The following is a 15,557-nucleotide window of genomic DNA, read 5'->3' on the forward strand; positions in this document are numbered from 1 at the left end:
GGCAGACTTGGGACATGACTGTGGTGTCCGAGTCCGTTTCGTCCGTTGTCGCCTCGTGTGCGTCCGCCGCGTACCGCGCCGCGCCGTCCTTGGCCGCGGCACCCGACTCGGCGATCGACGGTGCGCTGTCGGCCATGGCGGCCCGCCTCCGGTCCTCGGCCGACACGCTGATGGCGGCGAACGAGGCGGACGTGTCGGCGGCCGAGTCGGCAGGCATGAGCGCGGGCCTGCTCGACCGGCTGCGCCTTTCCCCGGAGCGCCTCGAGTCGATGGCCGCCGCGCTGGACCTGCTCGCGTCCACGCCGCACCCGCCGCGGTCGGAGTTCGTCCGTGACCTGCCCGGCGGCCTCAAGCTGTACGAGCGCCGCCGCCCGGTCGGGGTCATCGGCGCCAACTACGAGGCCCGCCCGAACGTGACGGTCGACGTCGCGTCGCAGCTGGTCAAGTCGCGCAACGCCGGTGTCCTCCGCACCGGTGGCGCGGCACTGAGCTCGGCGACGGCGCTGCTCGAGTCGGTCGTGGCCCCCGCGCTGTCGGCGGCGTCCCTCGACCCGGCCGCGATCCAGCTCGTGCCCACGCCGGACCGCGCGGCCGCGTCGGCGCTGGTGGCGCAGCCCGCCCACGTCCCGCTGGTGATCCTGCGGGGGAGCGGCGACACGACCCGCACGCTGGGCGAGGAGGCCGCGCGCCACGGCGTGCGCACACTGGCCCACGCCGACGGCGGCGGCGTGCTGTACGTGGACGTCGACGCGGATGTGTCGCGGGCGCTGTCGCTGGTCCGCGAGAGCGTCGACCGGCTGGGCGTGTGCAACCGGCTGAACCTGCTGCTGATCCACTCGTCGCTGCACGACTCACTGCTGCCCCGCGTGGAGTCGTTGCTGGCGGACCTGAAGATCGCGGTCTCGCTCCCACCCCACAACCACCCGATCGGGTACGAATGGGCCCTCGACTCCGACCGCGAGGCGACGGTCACCGTGCTGCCGGTGACGTCGGCACAGGAGGCCGCGGAGGTGGCGAACGCGGAGACGTCGGGCCTGGCGGCGTCGATCGTCACCACGTCCGAGCCCACGGCGACGGCGTTCATGGACGCCTACACCGGCACGGGCGTCTTCTGGAACGCGACGACCCGCCTGCTGGACGGCTTCAAACTGCTGGCCGTCCCGGAGACGGGCATCAACATCGACAAGGTGCCCGGCCCCCGAGGCCCGGTCACCTACCCGGACCTGTGCCTGCGCCAGTACGCCATCGTCCCGGCCTGACTTCCTGGGGTGTGCCCTCCGGGGCTCCTCGCCGGAGGGGCAGGTCTCTGGGATGGCAGGGAGCCCCTTGGTGGCGGGCTTCCGCCCTGTGCTCGGTTCACCTTCGTGCCGTGAAAGGCGCTTTTCGGGGCTGTGGCGGTGTCATGAAGGGCCCCTTCATCACACCGGGCGTTACGAAGGGGTCCTTCATCACGGTGAGCGCAACGAAGGGGCCCTTCATCACAGCGGACGTTATGAAGGGGTCCTTCGTCGCGCCGGACGTTACGAAGGGGTCCTTCGTCGCATCGAGCGCAACGAAGGGGTCCTTCGTGGCATCGGGCGCCAAGACCGAGTTGTGCTCGGTGACGACACCCTCCGCGTCCGGCGGCTGCCGATCTGACCTCAGTCCCGGGGCTCGGCCAGGGACTCGCGGTGGATGACCTCCGCAGGCACCTCTTCCACGCGAGGTGACGGCTGCGGTGCGTCCAGCGCCATCGTGATCGCCCGCGCGCCGATCTCCACCAGCGGCAGCCGGACCGTGGTCAGCGGTGGGGTGACATCCCGCGCGATGGGCATGTCGTCGAAGCCCACCACCGACACGTCACCCGGCACCGACAGGCCCCGCTCCCGCAGGGCCGACAGCGCACCGATCGCCATCGAGTCGTTCAGTGCCACGATCGCCGTCAGGCGAGGGTCCGCGTCCAGCAGGGCGGCGGTGGCCGCCGCGCCGCCGTCGCGGTCGAACTCGGCGTAGGCGATCCGCTTCGACGGCAGGGTCCGGTGGTGTTCCCTGGCCGCGCGCCGCAGCCCGGCCAGCCGGTCCGTCGTCGTGGTCAGCTGGCGCGGGGCCGCCACCACACCCACGTGCCGGTGCCCGGCCGAGAAGACCGCCGACCCGATCAGGTAGCCGCCCTCCTCGTTGGCGGGCATGACCGCGTCGCCGGCGAGCTTGTGGCGGCCCACCACCGACACGCGGCCGCCGGTCGCCATGTACGCCGACAGCTTCGCGTTCAGCGACTTCGTGAACGCCGGGTCGTGGTAGCCCGAACCGGCCAGGATGATCGACTCGACCTGGTGGGCACGCAGCAGCTCGACGTACTCCAGCTCACGATCGGGGTCGCGGTACGAGTTGCAGATGATCACCAGGCGCCCCTGCTCGGACGCCACCCGCTGCAGACCACGCGTGATCTCCGCGAAGTACGGGTCGGACACGTCGTGCACGATCACGCCGACCGTCGTCCGGTGGGAGCGGGCCAGGAGCTGCGCGTGCGCGTTCGGCACGTACTGCAACTCCTGCACCGCGCGCAACACCCGCTCGCGCAGCTCCTCGGACACGATCTTGGGGCTGCCGTTCACGATCCGTGACACGGTCGCAGCGGAAACCCCGGCCTTGCGCGCCACATCGGCAAGCGTCGCCATTGCCAGACCTCCGCCGTTGACACCCAATACTCTGCCCGCCTAGCGTCAGGCTACTAGGGAAAGCCCTTTCCCCGCGCCTGGAGGCGTGATTACCGCCAGTGTCCATTGTGCGGCCCCGCAACAGCAAGGCCGCCACGCCGAGGGGTACCGATGCGTGATCCACTGCCCGGCGCGGTAGGCGTCTCGAAACTCTGTGTGTACGACACCGCGACCCCCGACGGCCTCCCGGGCGGCACCCCCCACCTGCACCTGTGCTGCACCGAGGCGTACGTCGTCATCGGCGGCACCGGAGAGGTCCAGACCCTCTCCGGTCAGGACGGCTTCGCCGAGCACGAGCTGCGCCCCGGCACGGTCCTGTGGTTCACCCCCGGCACCATCCACCGCCTGGTCAACCACGGTGGCCTGGAGATCATCGTGCTGATGGCCAACACCGGCCTGCCGGAGGCGGGGGACGCCGTGCTGACGTTCCCGCTCGACGTCGTCCGCGACCCCGAGCGCTACGCCGAGGCGGTCAGCCTGCCGGACGGCGGCGCCCCCGGCACCGACATCACCACCGCGTACCGCCGCCGCGACCTCGCCGTGCGGGGCTTCCACGAGCTGCGCGACGGCGGCAAGCTCGACGAGTTCTACGAAGCGGCGGTGCGGCTCAAGCAGCCGCTCCTCGGCGACTGGCGCGAGCGGTGGGAGCAGGGGGCCCGCGAGGCCGCGGAGCGGACCGGCCGCCAGATCGCCGCCCTGATCGACAACGACCCGGCCCACCTGCGGGAATCCCGGGTGAGCACGAAGCCGGTGCCGGACGAGGTGGGCCGACTCGGCATGTGCGGGCTCCTCAACACGTACCGTTACGACTGATCACAGGAAAGCCCTTGCCTCCGCCGGGTTCGGACAAATAGCATCCTAGGAAAGCGCTTGCCTGGCAAAGTGGCCCTCGGCGGGAGGACTTTCGTGCGCAACCGGAGACGCGTCATCACGTTGGTAACGGCCCTGGTGCTCGGCCTGGTCGCGGCACCGTCCGCGGTGGCCCAAGCCCGCTTCACCGTGCTCGTCTTCTCGAAGGTCAACGGCTACTACCACGACTCCATCCCCGCCGGTCAGCAGGCGATCACCGAACTGGGCGCCGAAGAGGGCTTCGAGGTCGTCGTGAGCGACGACGCGACCCTGTTCACCGACGCAGGCCTCAGCCGCTTCGACGCGGTCGTCTTCAACAACACCAACGGCCGCGACGGCGCCATCCTCGACGCGAACCAGCGCGCGGCCTTCGAGCGCTACATCAGGGCGGGCGGCGGCTACGCGGGCATCCACGCCGCGAGCGGCACCGAGTACGACTGGGCCTGGTACGGCCGCCTCATGGGCGCCTTCTTCGACAAGCACCCCGCCATCCAGCCGCTGAAGGTCCAGGTCGACGACCGCGCACACCCGTCGACCAGGGAACTGCCGCAGACGTGGGAGCGCACCGAGGAGCCCTACGACTTCCGGAGCAACCCGCGCGGCGGCGTCCACGTACTCGCGAGCTACGACACCCGCAGCTACACCGGCCACACCATGGGCGCCGACCACCCCATCTCGTGGTGCCAGAACTTCGAGGGCGGCCGCTCCTGGTACACCGGCCTCGGGCACGCCGCCGCCGACTACGGCGACCCCGCGTTCCGGTCCCACATCCTCGGCGGCATCGAATGGGCCGCGGGTGCCGTGCCCGGTGACTGCGGCGCCACCGAGGACGACCGGTACGTCAAGACCCTCCTCGATGGCGACACCGACGACCCGCTCGCCATGGAGATCGACAACTCGGGCCGCGTCTTCTACATCCAGCGCGGCGGGCAGCTGAACGTGTACGACCCGAAGAAGGGCTACAGCCACGAGGCGGGCAGGTTCGACGCGTTCGTGCTCCACACGCACGGCATGCACGGCCTTGTCCTCGACCCGCACTTCGAGGACAACGGCTACCTCTACGTCTACTACTCGCCACGCACCAAGGGCGTGAACCGCCTGTCCCGCGTCCGGTTCGACGAGTTCACCAACACCGTCCGCGACGAGAAGGTCCTGCTGGAGTTCTTCTCCCAGCGCGAGATCAACGCCCACGAGGGCGGCGGCATGGCGTTCGACAGAGAGGGCAACCTGTACCTGTCGACCGGCGACAACGTCGACCCGTGCTGCGAGGGCTTCGCCCCCATCGACGAGCGCGCCGGCCGGAGGAACCAGGACGCGCAGGGCACCTCGGCCAACACCAACGACCTGCGCGGCAAGATCCTCCGGATCCACCCCGAGGACGACGGTACCTACACGATCCCCGAGGGCAACCTGTTCCCGCCGGGCACGGACAGGACACGCCCGGAGATCTGGGTGATGGGCCTGCGCAACCCGTACCGCCTGCACATCGATCCGGAGACCGGCTGGGTGTACTGGGGCGAGGTCGGCCCGGACGCGCAGAACGACAACGCGCTGCGCGGTCCCATGGGCTACGACGAGTTCAACGTCGCCAAGGAGGCGGGCAACTTCGGCTGGCCGCTGTGCATCGGCCACAACCGCGCGTACGTCGAGTACGACTTCACGACCGGCCAGTCCGGCCAGCCGTACGACTGCGCGGGCGGCCCGGCCAACAACTCGCCCAACAACACCGGCCTGACGAAGCTGCCGCCCGCGCAGCCCGCGTGGCTGCCCTACCCGTACCGCGTGTCCGACGAGTGGCCAGAGCTGGGCACCGGCGGGCGGCTCGCGATCGGCGGCCCGACCTACCACTACGACCAGGAGCTCGAGTCGGAGACCAAGTTCCCGGAGTACTACGACGACACCACGATCATCGCCGACTGGACCCGCAACGCGATGTTCGAGGTGAAGCAGGACGACGGCGACGGCGGCACAGCGGGGAACGCCGTGTCCCTCAACAGGTTCCTGCCGCGCGGCGGTTTCCTGCGGCCCATCGACATGGAGTTCGGCCCGGACGGTTCGCTGTACGTCATCGAGTGGGGCACCAACTACGGCGGCTCCGGCCGCGGCGACCCCAACTGGGACTCGGGCATCCACCGCATCGACTACATCCGCCCCGGCGAGCGCGCACCGATCGCGAAGGCGTCGGTGAGCCCGTCGTCCGGGAAGGCCCCGCTGACGGTCCGGTTCACCGACAAGTCGACCGACCCGGACGGGCACGCGCTCACACACGAGTGGGACTTCGACGGCAACGGCACGGTCGACTCGACCGCCGCGAACCCGACCCACACGTTCACCGAGAACGGCACGCACCTGGCCCGCCTGATCGTCACCGACCCGACGGGCCGCCGGGAACCGGTGAACGTCAAGGTGACCGTCGGCAACACCGCGCCGAAGGTGACGTTCCAGTCCCCGCGCGACGGCGAGGTCTTCGACTGGGGCGTGCCGATTCCCTACCGCCTCAGGGTGACCGACGCCGACGGCGGCGTGGACTGCGAGGAGCCGCTCGTCAAGGGCGGTGTCGGGCACGCACGTCAGGTGCACGTGGTGAGCCAGGTCCGGGGCTGCGCCGGGGAGCTGGTGCCCTCGATCGTCGACGGGCACACCGCGGCCGACGACCTGACCTACGTCCTCGACGCGAGCCACACCGACACGGGACGGCCGAAGCTGACCGACCGCGCCACGGTCACGTTGCAGCCGCGCCGCAAGGAAGCCGAGCACTACGACCGGTCGAACGGCATCCGCGTGGTCCGCAACGACGCCGGCGGCGGGCTCGTCTCCGGGGTCTCCAGCGGTGACTGGCTGTCCGTCACCCCGGTGAACCTGAGGAACGTGGGCAGCCTGACGTTCCGGGTGGCGAGCAGCGCCAACGGTGGGACCATCGAGGTCCGGTTCGGCGCCCCGGACGGTCCGCTGCTCGGCTCGGTCGCGGTGCCGGTGACCGGTGGCGGCCAGACGTGGACCGAGGTGACCGCCCCGGTCGTCGACCCCGGGAGCACGCACGAGTTGTTCCTGGTAGCGAAGAATCCCGGCGCGACCGGGGACCTGTTCAACGTGGACTGGTTCGAGTTCGGCTCGCGGAGCGGAGCGGCGGAGCGGGCGCCGTCTGGACTGACGAGCACGGAGGCCCGGCGAGGAACGAGTCCTGGGTCTCCGCGCGCAGGAGGGAAGACGGCGTCTAGCGGAGCTGCGTAGCGACATAGAAGGCAGAGGAATGATGACAGTGACCAACGAGACCCGGGCCGATCCGGCACCCCCGACGCCGGCCCGTGAACCGGTGCGGAGGATCGACATCGGTACCCGGCTGCTGCGTCTGGTGGACGCGATCTGGCGGCCCGCCGCACTGCTGGCGCTGATCTTCGTGGCGTGGTGGGTGATCACCGCCCAGGGCTGGGTGGCGGACTACCTCGTGCCGACGCCCGTGCAGGTGTGGGAGCGGACGACACAGGACTGGTCGTCGCTGATGTACCACTCCTACGTCACGCTGTACGAGACAGTCGTCGGCTTCCTGCTGGCGAGCGTGCTCGGTCTCGCGACCGCCGTCGCGATCGCGTACTCGAGGACGCTGGAGCGCACGCTCTACCCGATCGTCCTGTTCGCACAGGTGATCCCGAAGATCGCGATCGCGCCGCTGATCGTGGTGTGGTTCGGCAACGACCTCGCCCCGAAGATCATCCTGGCGGTGCTGATCGCGTTCTTCCCGGTGGTCGTGTCGGGGGTCGCGGGCCTCCGGTCGACCGATCCCGAGTTGCTGGAGCTGTCCGCCACCATGGGTGCGAGCCGGTGGCAGACGTTCCGCAAGATCCGTTTCCCGAACGCGCTGCCGCACCTGATGGCGGGCGAGAAGGTGGCGGTGACGCTCGCCGTGGTCGGTGCGGTGGTCGGCGAGTTCGTCGGCGCCAGCGAGGGCCTCGGCTACCAGCTGATGATCGCGAACGGCAACCTCGACGCACCCCTGCTGTTCGCCGCGCTGATCCTCATGTCGCTCATCGGCATCCTCCTGTTCGTGATCGTCGAGGTGCTGGAGGCGCTGCTCATCCCGTGGCACGCCAGCCGCCGGTCGGCGACCCCGCTCACCACTTCCTGAAAGGTCGAACTCGATGAAGCGTTTACTCACAGGAATAGCCGCGGCAGCTCTGCTGGTCGCGGGCTGCGCCCCGAGCGGACAGGACAGCGGTGGCTCCGGCAACACCGAAGCTCCCGCCGACGCCACCGAGGTCACGTTCACCCTCAACTGGGTGCCCTACGGCGAGCACGCGCCCTTCTACTACGGGATCCAGAAGGGTTTCTACGCCGACGAGGGCATCGACCTGAAGATCGAGCCGGGCAGCGGCTCCGGCAACACGATCAAGGCCGTCGCCCAGGACCAGACGATGTTCGGCTGGGCGGACACCCCGCCGCTGCTCAACGCGATCACCTCCGGCATGCCGGTCAAGAGCGTCGGCGTGTTCCTGCAGAAGGGCCCGTCGTCCGTCGAGTTCCTGTCGGACAAGGGTTTCAAGTCCATCAAGGACCTCAAGGGCAAGCGGGTCGGCGGCACCCCTGGTGACGCCATGTACGCGACGTTCCCCGCGCTGCTGGCCGCGAACGGCATGCAGCCCTCCGACGTGACCGTCGTGAACATGGACGCCGCCAACAAGATCGCGCAGCTGGCCGAGGGCCAGGTCGACGCGATCATGGGCTTCTTCCACGACCAGGGCCCGACCATCGAGGCCCGCACCGGCAAGGAGGTGGACCACCTGCTGTTCGCCGACTCGGGGCTGAACCTGCTCGGCACCGGCATCGTGGTCAGCGACGAGACGCTGTCGTCGCAGAAGGACCTGGTCGGCAAGTTCGTCCGGGCCACGCAGAAGTCGTGGGCGGAGGCCGTGAAGAACCCGGAGGACGCCGCGAAGGCGATGGTCGACCTGGCGGAGAACGAGCCGCCGGAGGAGGTGCTCGTCAAGCAGCTCAAGCTCGCGGAACCGTTGCTGCAGCTGGACACCGCCGGTGCGCCGGGCGTCAACACCGAGGACCAGTGGACCGACACCATCGGCATCATGGCCGACAACGCGGGCCTCAAGGACGCGGGAGAGCCGTCGAAGTACTGGGACGGCAGCCACGCCGAGAGCGACGGGTCATGACGAGCGTGCTCACCGGGACCGCCGTCGACGTGAAGAACCTCTCGGTGCGGTTCCGTTCCAAGCGGTCCAGCACCACCGCGCTCGACGACGTCACCATGCGGGTCGAGGCAGGGGAGTTCATCTCGATCGTCGGCCCGTCCGGCTGCGGGAAGTCCACGCTGCTCAAGGTGGTCGCGGGTCTGGTGAAGCCGAGCGACGGCCAGGTGTCGCTGTTCGGCGACGAGGTGAAGGGCGCGCAGCGGAACATCGGCTTCGCGTTCCAGCGGGCCGCGCTGCTCGAGTGGCGCGGTGTGCGCAAGAACATCCTGCTGCAGGCCGAGATCCGCGGCATCGACAAGGCGAAGGCGGCCCGCCGGGCCGACGAGCTGATCGAGCTGACCGGCTTGGCGGGGTTCGAGAAGGCGTTGCCGCACGAGCTGTCGGGCGGCATGCAGCAGCGGGTGGCGTTGTGCCGCGCGCTGCTGCACGAGCCGCCGGTGCTGCTCATGGACGAGCCGTTCGGCGCGCTGGACGCGCTCACGAGGGAGCAGCTCAACGCCGAGCTGAACAAGATCTGGCGGGAGACCGGTACCACGATCCTGCTGGTCACGCACTCCATCGCCGAGGCGGTTTTCCTCGGCACCCGGGTGGAGGTGATGAGCCCGCGCCCGGGCAGGCTGATGCGGACCCTTCCGGTCGACCTGCCGAGGGAGCGGGACTACGCGCAGGTGATGACGGACCCCCGGTTCGGCTCACTCACCCGCGAGATCCGCCAACTGCTCGGCGCGCACGAATCTCACTAGAAAACGAGGAACATCGACATGACCGACAACGCCGGCCGCCGGACCATCGGCATCGTCCTCAACGGCGTGACCGGACGCATGGGCTACCGCCAGCACCTGGTCCGCTCGCTCCTGGCCATCCGCGACGACGGCGGCCTCCCGCTGCCGGACGGCACGGTGGTCTGGCCGGAGCCGGTGCTGGTCGGCCGCAACGAGCGCAAGCTCGCCGAGATCGCGGAGCGGCACGGGTTGTCCGACTGGACGACGGACCTGCACGCCGCGCTGGAGCGCGACGACGTCGAGATCTACTTCGACGCGCTCACCACCCAGCGGCGCGAGAAGGCGATCAGGCAGGCGATCGACGCTGGCAAGCACATCTACACCGAGAAGCCCCTCGCCATGGACCTCGCCGGCGCGCAGGAACTCGCGCGTGCCGCCGAGGCGGCGGGGGTGCGCAACGGTGTGGTGGCCGACAAGATCTTCCTGCCCGGGCTGCGGAAGCTGAAGCGGCTCGTGGACGGCGGCTTCTTCGGCCGGGTGCTGTCGGTGCGCGCCGAGTTCGGTTACTGGGTGTTCGAGGGCGACTGGCAGTCCGCGCAGCGGCCGTCCTGGAACTACCGGGCCGAGGACGGCGGCGGCGTCGTGCTGGACATGTTCCCGCACTGGCATTACGTGCTGGAGAACCTGTTCGGCCCGGTCCGCGCGGTGCAGGCGACGATCCGGACGCACATCCCGCGCCGCTGGGACGAGAACGGCGACGAGTACGCGGCCACCGCCGACGACGCGGCGTACGCGATCTTCGAGCTGGACGACGGCCTCGTCGCGCAGTTCAACTCGTCCTGGTGCGTGCGGGTGTTCCGGGACGAGCTGGTCGAGTTCCAGGTGGACGGCACGCACGGCAGCGCGGTCGCGGGCCTGCGCCGGTGCCGCGCCCAGTCCAGGGCCGCCACGCCGATGCCGGTGTGGAACCCGGACGCGCCGCCGTCGGTGGACGCGCGCGGCGACTGGGCGGAGGTGCCCGACAACGAGCACTTCGACAACGGGTTCCGCGTGCAGTGGGAGCGGTTCCTGCGCCACGTCGTGGCCGACGAGCCGTTCCCGTGGGACTTCGCCGCGGCCGCCCGCGGTGTGCAGCTCGCCGAGCTGGGCCTGCGGGCTGCGACCGAGGGCAGGCGGATCGAGATCCCGGAGCTGACGTGACCGCCATCGTGTTGCCGGGCGGGGAGCGCTACGAGCTGCGTGGCGCTGCCCCGTCCGGTGCCGGGGTGTCCCCGTCGACCAGCCGGATCGCGTACGCGGCCGCGCACGTCGTCGCGGATCCCCTCGCGGAGAACGTGCCCGGCGCGCCCGCGGTGGTGGACTGGGACGCGACGCTGAAGTTCCGGCACCACCTGTGGCGCCACGGGCTCGGCGTCGCGGAGGCCATGGACACCGCACAGCGCGGCATGGGCCTGGACTACCCGGCAGTGCGGGAGCTGGTGCGCCGGGGTGCGGCCGAGGCCAGGTCGGTCGGCGGCCGGATCGTGGCCGGGGTCGCCACCGACCAGCTGACCGGTCCGGCGACCGTCGCACAGGTGCTCGACGCGTACCGGGAACAGCTCGCGGACGTGCTGGAGGCGGGTGCGGTGCCGGTGCTGATGTGCAGCAGGCACCTCGCGGCCGCCGCGAAGGGGCCCGACGACTACGTGTCGGTGTACTCGGCACTTCTGTCCGAAGTGGACGATCCGGTGCTGCTGCACTGGCTGGGCCCCATGTTCGACCCGGCGCTGGCGGGTTACTGGGGCTCGGCGGATCCCCGCGCCGCCGCGGACACGGTGCTGGCGCTGCTGAAGGACCACGCGTCCACTGTGGACGGCATCAAGATGTCGCTGCTGGACGACGAGTTCGAGGTCGAGCTGCGCGGCAAGCTGCCGTCCGGTGTCCGGATGTACACCGGCGACGACTTCAACTACCCGAGCCTCATCGCGGGCGACGAGCACGGCCACTCCGACGCGCTGCTGGGGGTGTTCGCCGCGCTGGCGCCGCTGGTCGGCCCGGCGCTGCACAAGCTCGACACGGGTGACGCGGCCGGGTTCCGTGCCGCGCTGGACCCGACGGTCCCGCTGGCCCGCCACCTGTTCGGCGCGCCGACGCAGTACTACAAGACGGGAATCGTGTTCCTGTCGTGGCTTTCCGGCCACCAGGACCACTTCGTCATGGTCGGCGGCCTGCAGTCGGGCCGGTCGGTGGCGCACCTCGCGAAGCTCCTGGTGCTGGCCGACGAGGTGGGACTGCTGCCGCACGCCGACCTGGCCGCGGCGCGGGCACGATCGTTCTTCGCGACAGCAGGGGTGGCGCAGTGAGGCCGTTCTCGTTCAACCAGGCCACCGCGAAGTACTGGCCGCTCGTGGACGTCGTGAAGGGCTGCGAGGCGGCGGGTGTGCGGTACGTGGGCCTGTGGCGCGAACCGGTCGAGGAGTACGGCCTCGCGCGGTCGGCCCAGCTGGTGCGCGACGCGGGCCTGACCGTCACTTCCCTGTGCCGAGGCGGGTTCTTCGGCGCCGACGACTGGTTCGACGACAACCGCCGCGCGCTCGACGAGTGCGCCGAGCTGGGTGCGCCCGCGCTGGTGCTGGTGTGCGGCGGGCTGTTCGGCCGTCCGCTCGTCGAGGCACGCGCCCGGGTGGCGGCGGGCCTGGAGGCGCTGGCCCCGCACGCGCTGGACGTGGGCGTGACCCTTGCCGTGGAACCGATGCACCCGATGTTCGCCGCCGACCGCAGCGTGGTGGCGTCGCTGGCGGGGGCGCTGGAGCTGTGCGCCCCGTTCCCGGCGGCGGCCGTCGGCATCACGCTGGACACCTACCACGTGTGGTGGGACGAGCAGGTCCTGCCGCTGATCGAGGCGAACGGCGACCGGATCGCGAGCTTCCAGCTCGCCGACTGGGTGGTGCCGCTGCCCGCCGACGTGCTCGTCGGCCGGGGTCTGCCGGGCACGGGACACGTGGACTTCGCGCCGCTGGTCAAGGCCGTCCTCGCCGCGGGCTACGACCGCCCGATCGAGGTGGAGGTCTTCAACGAGGAGCTGTGGCAGCGCAGAGGAGAGGACGTCCTCCGCGACACGATCGCCGCGTACGAGTCGGTCATGGGCATGGCATCCTCGACCGGGTGAGCTACTCCAACCAGGCGTTGCCGCGCGAGTTCAGGATGGTGGGCGGCGGCTTCGGCAGGATGGCGCTGCCGTACGTGTTCCTGCTGATCTTCTTCGCCGTGGTCATGCTGCTGCTCGGTTCGGTGTTCGGCGGGCTCGTGGGCGGGATCATCGCCGCGGTCGTCGGTACCGGCGCGCTGGTCGGTGTCCTGTACGCGAAGTTCAACCGGCTGAAGCAGGGCACGACGGTCCGCTTCTCCGAGTACGGCGTGGAGCTGAGCGACACCCTGGGCTACCAGATCCGCCTCAACTGGCCGGACATCACGCGCATCGGCGAGGTCAAGAGCCAGATGTCGAACCCGACCGCGATCGGCGCCGAAGGCGGCCTGCAGGTCGGCGCGGGCGCGGTGCGGACGCAGGGCATCATCGGCTGGGGGCACCGGGTGCTTCCGCCGAACGCGCCCGGCTGGATGCGGCAGCAGCTGGCCATGGCGCCGGTCCACCCGCACGACGGCCGTCCCGAGGTGGCCATCCCGTTGAGCGGCATCGACCCGAACTGGATGCAGGGCGCCATGGGGCAGTGGGTGCGCATGTACCGGCCGGACCTGTTCGGCGGCTACCCGCAGTACGGCTACCCGCCGCGGTGACGGTCAAGGCGGCCGGTCTCGGCATGCACGCCGGGGAGCAGTGGCTGTTCCGCGGCCTGGACCTGGACGTGGCGGCGGGCGAGTGCCTCGTGCTCGTCGGCGACAACGGCAGCGGCAAGTCGACCGTCCTGCATCTGCTGTACGGACTCCGCGCCCCGTCCGAGGGCACGATCGAGGTCGCGGGCGAGGAACCGGACGAACGCGCGGTGTCGTTCCGCCGCAAGGTCGCGGTCCTGCTCGACGACTCCGAGCTGTTCGTCGAGCTGTCGCCTCGGCAGCACCTCGAACTGCTGCTGACCTCGTTCGACGCGGACGGCGCCGTGGCCGACTGGCTCGCCGCCGCGGGCCTTTCGGAACGCGCTGACGTGCACGCCTACTACCTGTCCGCCGGCCAGCGCCGCCGCCTGCTGCTGCTCGGCGCGGTGGCCAGACCGCACGAGGTGCTGCTGCTGGACGAGCCGGAACGGGCCCTCGACGGCCAGGGCAAGGAGTGGCTGGCCGAGTTGGTCGAACAGGAGCGCGCGGCGGGCCGGACGGTCGTGCTGGCGACGCACCACCCCGCGCTGCTGGAGGTGGCGGACCACGTGGTGCGCCTCGGATGAGGGCATTCGCCCGCCGATGGCTGTCCGGCGACGAACGCACGCTGGGCGCGTTCCTGGTGGTCGGCGTGCTGACGATGGCGTTCTTCCGCCTGGACACGCTGCGCGCCGAGCTGGGGTCCGGCGCCGATCCACTGGCATTGCTGGTGGTAGCCACGGCCGTCACCTGGTGGTCACTGCTGCCCAGATCCTTCGTGTGGCGCGACCCGGCGGACCTGACGTGGCGTGACAATGCCGACACCCACCGAGCCCACACCGACCGAGCGGCGATCGTGTCGCAGCGGTTGACAGGCCACTGGCTGGGCCGCGTGCTGGTGCTGGGTTACCTGCTGGCGGTGCTGGCAGCCGTAGTGGCGGCACCCTTGCTGTGGGTACTGGCCGGTTCATCCGTGCTGGTGGGTGCCGCGTTCCTGGCGCTGTCGGTGGTGCGGACGGCCCCGGCGCGGCTGGAATGGGTGGTGCCGCTGGTGCTGGCGGGCGCGGCCGTGGCGCTGGAGCCGGGCCCTTCGCTCCTGTTCGTGACGGCAGCGGCACTGCTCGTGGCCGGCACCTTCCTGTTCCGCCCCGGCACACCGCCGATAGCCGACGCGAGCAGGCAGACGCTGGTCGACGGGTGGCGGGACCGGGTGCTGCGGGTGAGCGGCGTCCAGTTCATGGACCTGGCGCTGATGCTGCCCGCCGCCCGCCCGGCCGGCGGGCTCCGGCTGACGAGCGGCCTCCGCCTGGCGTGGCTGGGCGTGCTGGGCCGGACACGACACGTCCCGACCGCGGTCCTGCTGGCGGTGACCGCGGTGGCGGTGCACAGAACGTTCCCTGCGCTGCCGGGCCTGCCGGTGTTCGCCGTGTTCGGCTACGCGTCACTGGTGCCGCTGGTCGCGGGCCTGGGGGAGCTGTGGCGCTCCCCGGGCCGGCGCCGGTGGGCAGGACTGGGCGACGTGGCACTGCGGTGGCACCACCTGCTGGTGGCAACGGCCCTGGCAGCGGTGTGGGCCGTCCCGGTGTGGCTGGCGGGCGGCTGGACCGCGGAGGTGCTGTTCACCGTCCCGGTACTGGCCGCGGCCACGATCCGCACCATGACCCGCCGCCCCCCGACGTACGACAACCTGATCCCGGTCGACACCCCGATCGGCGCGCTGCCCCTGCGGCTGATCGCCCAGACACTCCGCGGCCCCGACCTGGGCGCGGTGGCGCTGGTCCTCATGGTGGGCACACCGTGGTGGGCAACGTCGCTGGTGGCAGCCGCGGCGATGGCCATGGCCGTCCTGCGCTGACCGGGTGATGCCCTGAAGACGCTTTCGGGGCGTTGGGCCTGGTTGGGGTGTTCGCCGGTGGCTTGTGCCCTCCGGGGGCTCCTCGCCGGAGGGGCAGGTCTCTGGGATGGCCTCTCGGTTTTGCAGTTCTTCTTGCGTTGGGTGCGGGTCTGCCTGCCATCCCGTCGACCTCCCTACGGGCTATCACACCGGCTCAAGGGGGCGGTTCCAGCGTTTGGCGCCGGTTTGGGTTGTTGGTGCCCCCTTGAGCCGGTGTGATCGGGCTTCGCCAGGTCGACGGGATGGCAGGGAGCCCCTTTGCGCGGGCTTCCGCCCGTGCTCGGTTGGCCTTCGTGCCCTGAAAGGCACTTTCAGGACGTGGCCCGATGGCATGAAGGGCCCCTTCATCACACCGGGCGCAACGAAGGGGTCCTTCATCACGGTGAGCGCAACGAAGGGGTCCTTCATC

Annotated in this window: 13 protein-coding genes; 12 read left to right on the forward strand and 1 reads right to left on the reverse strand. The window is 70.6% G+C overall.

Features of this window, described 5'->3' with window-relative positions; genetic code table 11:
* Positions 1–14 precede the first annotated feature (14 nt).
* Positions 15–1,259, forward strand: a complete 1,245-nt coding sequence (locus FHR82_RS02155) for an aldehyde dehydrogenase family protein (protein WP_184808505.1) — start codon at positions 15–17, stop codon at positions 1,257–1,259.
* 381 nt (positions 1,260–1,640) lie between these two features.
* Here FHR82_RS02155 and FHR82_RS02160 read toward each other — a convergent pair whose 3' ends face one another.
* Complete coding sequence (locus tag FHR82_RS02160; protein ID WP_184808506.1) at positions 1,641–2,657, reverse strand: LacI family DNA-binding transcriptional regulator; 1,017 nt, start codon at positions 2,655–2,657, stop codon at positions 1,641–1,643.
* Positions 2,658–2,807: 150 nt separating this feature from the next.
* On the opposite strand from FHR82_RS02160, the gene FHR82_RS02165 reads away from it, so the two are divergent.
* The 11 genes from FHR82_RS02165 to FHR82_RS02215 all read left to right on the forward strand — a co-directional run bounded on the left by FHR82_RS02165 (position 2,808) and on the right by FHR82_RS02215 (position 15,109).
* Positions 2,808–3,509, forward strand: coding sequence for a cupin domain-containing protein (locus FHR82_RS02165; protein ID WP_184808507.1), 702 nt, complete (start codon positions 2,808–2,810; stop codon positions 3,507–3,509).
* Positions 3,510–3,602: 93 nt separating this feature from the next.
* The gene (locus FHR82_RS02170) at positions 3,603–6,776 is read left to right on the forward strand and encodes a ThuA domain-containing protein (RefSeq protein ID WP_184808508.1); all 3,174 of its coding nucleotides are present in this window, start codon (positions 3,603–3,605) and stop codon (positions 6,774–6,776) included.
* Between the two features lie 22 nt (positions 6,777–6,798).
* The gene (locus tag FHR82_RS02175; RefSeq protein ID WP_376706380.1) at positions 6,799–7,668 is read left to right on the forward strand and encodes an ABC transporter permease; all 870 of its coding nucleotides are present in this window, start codon (positions 6,799–6,801) and stop codon (positions 7,666–7,668) included.
* A gap of 13 nt (positions 7,669–7,681) precedes the next feature.
* On the forward strand, positions 7,682–8,704 hold the full coding sequence (locus tag FHR82_RS02180) for an ABC transporter substrate-binding protein (protein ID WP_184808510.1): 1,023 nt from the start codon (positions 7,682–7,684) through the stop codon (positions 8,702–8,704).
* A complete protein-coding gene (locus FHR82_RS02185) occupies positions 8,701–9,486 on the forward strand; it encodes an ABC transporter ATP-binding protein (protein ID WP_184808511.1) in 786 nt (261 codons plus the stop codon). Before FHR82_RS02180 ends, FHR82_RS02185 begins: the two co-directional genes overlap by 4 nt.
* 18 nt (positions 9,487–9,504) lie before the next feature.
* Positions 9,505–10,665 carry a Gfo/Idh/MocA family protein gene (locus FHR82_RS02190; RefSeq protein WP_184808512.1) on the forward strand — a complete coding sequence of 387 codons (1,161 nt, stop codon included), beginning with the start codon at positions 9,505–9,507 and terminating at the stop codon, positions 10,663–10,665.
* On the forward strand, positions 10,662–11,807 hold the full coding sequence (locus tag FHR82_RS02195) for a dihydrodipicolinate synthase family protein (protein ID WP_184808513.1): 1,146 nt from the start codon (positions 10,662–10,664) through the stop codon (positions 11,805–11,807). Before FHR82_RS02190 ends, FHR82_RS02195 begins: the two co-directional genes overlap by 4 nt.
* On the forward strand, positions 11,804–12,613 hold the full coding sequence (locus tag FHR82_RS02200; protein ID WP_184808514.1) for a sugar phosphate isomerase/epimerase family protein: 810 nt from the start codon (positions 11,804–11,806) through the stop codon (positions 12,611–12,613). The genes FHR82_RS02195 and FHR82_RS02200 overlap by 4 nt, the downstream gene beginning before the upstream one ends.
* Positions 12,610–13,239, forward strand: a complete 630-nt coding sequence (locus tag FHR82_RS02205; RefSeq protein WP_184808515.1) for a hypothetical protein — start codon at positions 12,610–12,612, stop codon at positions 13,237–13,239. The genes FHR82_RS02200 and FHR82_RS02205 overlap by 4 nt, the downstream gene beginning before the upstream one ends.
* On the forward strand, positions 13,236–13,841 hold the full coding sequence (locus FHR82_RS02210; protein ID WP_311770830.1) for an ABC transporter ATP-binding protein: 606 nt from the start codon (positions 13,236–13,238) through the stop codon (positions 13,839–13,841). Before FHR82_RS02205 ends, FHR82_RS02210 begins: the two co-directional genes overlap by 4 nt.
* Positions 13,838–15,109, forward strand: coding sequence for a hypothetical protein (locus tag FHR82_RS02215; protein WP_184808516.1), 1,272 nt, complete (start codon positions 13,838–13,840; stop codon positions 15,107–15,109). The genes FHR82_RS02210 and FHR82_RS02215 overlap by 4 nt, the downstream gene beginning before the upstream one ends.
* Positions 15,110–15,557: the final 448 nt, after the last annotated feature.

This window comes from Actinophytocola algeriensis (assembly GCF_014203735.1).
In the GTDB taxonomy this organism is placed as follows: domain Bacteria; phylum Actinomycetota; class Actinomycetes; order Mycobacteriales; family Pseudonocardiaceae; genus Actinophytocola; species Actinophytocola algeriensis.